Below are 345 nucleotides of genomic sequence, written 5' to 3'. Positions count from 1 at the left end.
CCTCGGCGCCGACGGCCTCCGCCTTGAAGAACGGATTGTCGTGCGAGGGGGTGATGATGGCGATCAGGTCGGCCGCGAAGGCCGGTGCCGCAGTGCCGAGTGCCAATACGCCGGCGAAAGCCGCAAGCGTCATTCTGCGTGTAAGTTTCATGAAGTCCTCCCGTTGAAAAACCGTGCCTCGATCGATCGAGGCCATCGTCTGCATTTGAATTCGTCTTGGCGATGCAGGCAGCGTGCCATCCGGGTTCCAAGCCGTCTGCCGGCTGTCATCCGAACTGCTCTTGCTTCGCTCCCCGCCGTCCTCCACTCGCACCGGCTTCGAATTTTCAGCGAAGCACGATCGAT

The 345-nt window shown here is 61.2% G+C and carries 1 pseudogene; it reads right to left on the bottom strand.

Annotated features, from left to right (window positions below):
- Positions 1 to 151: pseudogene (locus EOA16_RS32460) on the bottom strand (D-ribose ABC transporter substrate-binding protein); the annotation flags it as partial.
- Positions 152 to 345: the final 194 nt, after the last annotated feature.

The organism is Mesorhizobium sp. M7A.F.Ca.US.008.03.1.1 (genome assembly GCF_003997495.1).
Lineage (GTDB): Bacteria > Pseudomonadota > Alphaproteobacteria > Rhizobiales > Rhizobiaceae > Mesorhizobium.
Note: the sequence above shows the minus strand (reverse complement) of the source record. Positions and strands in the feature narration are given on the sequence as shown.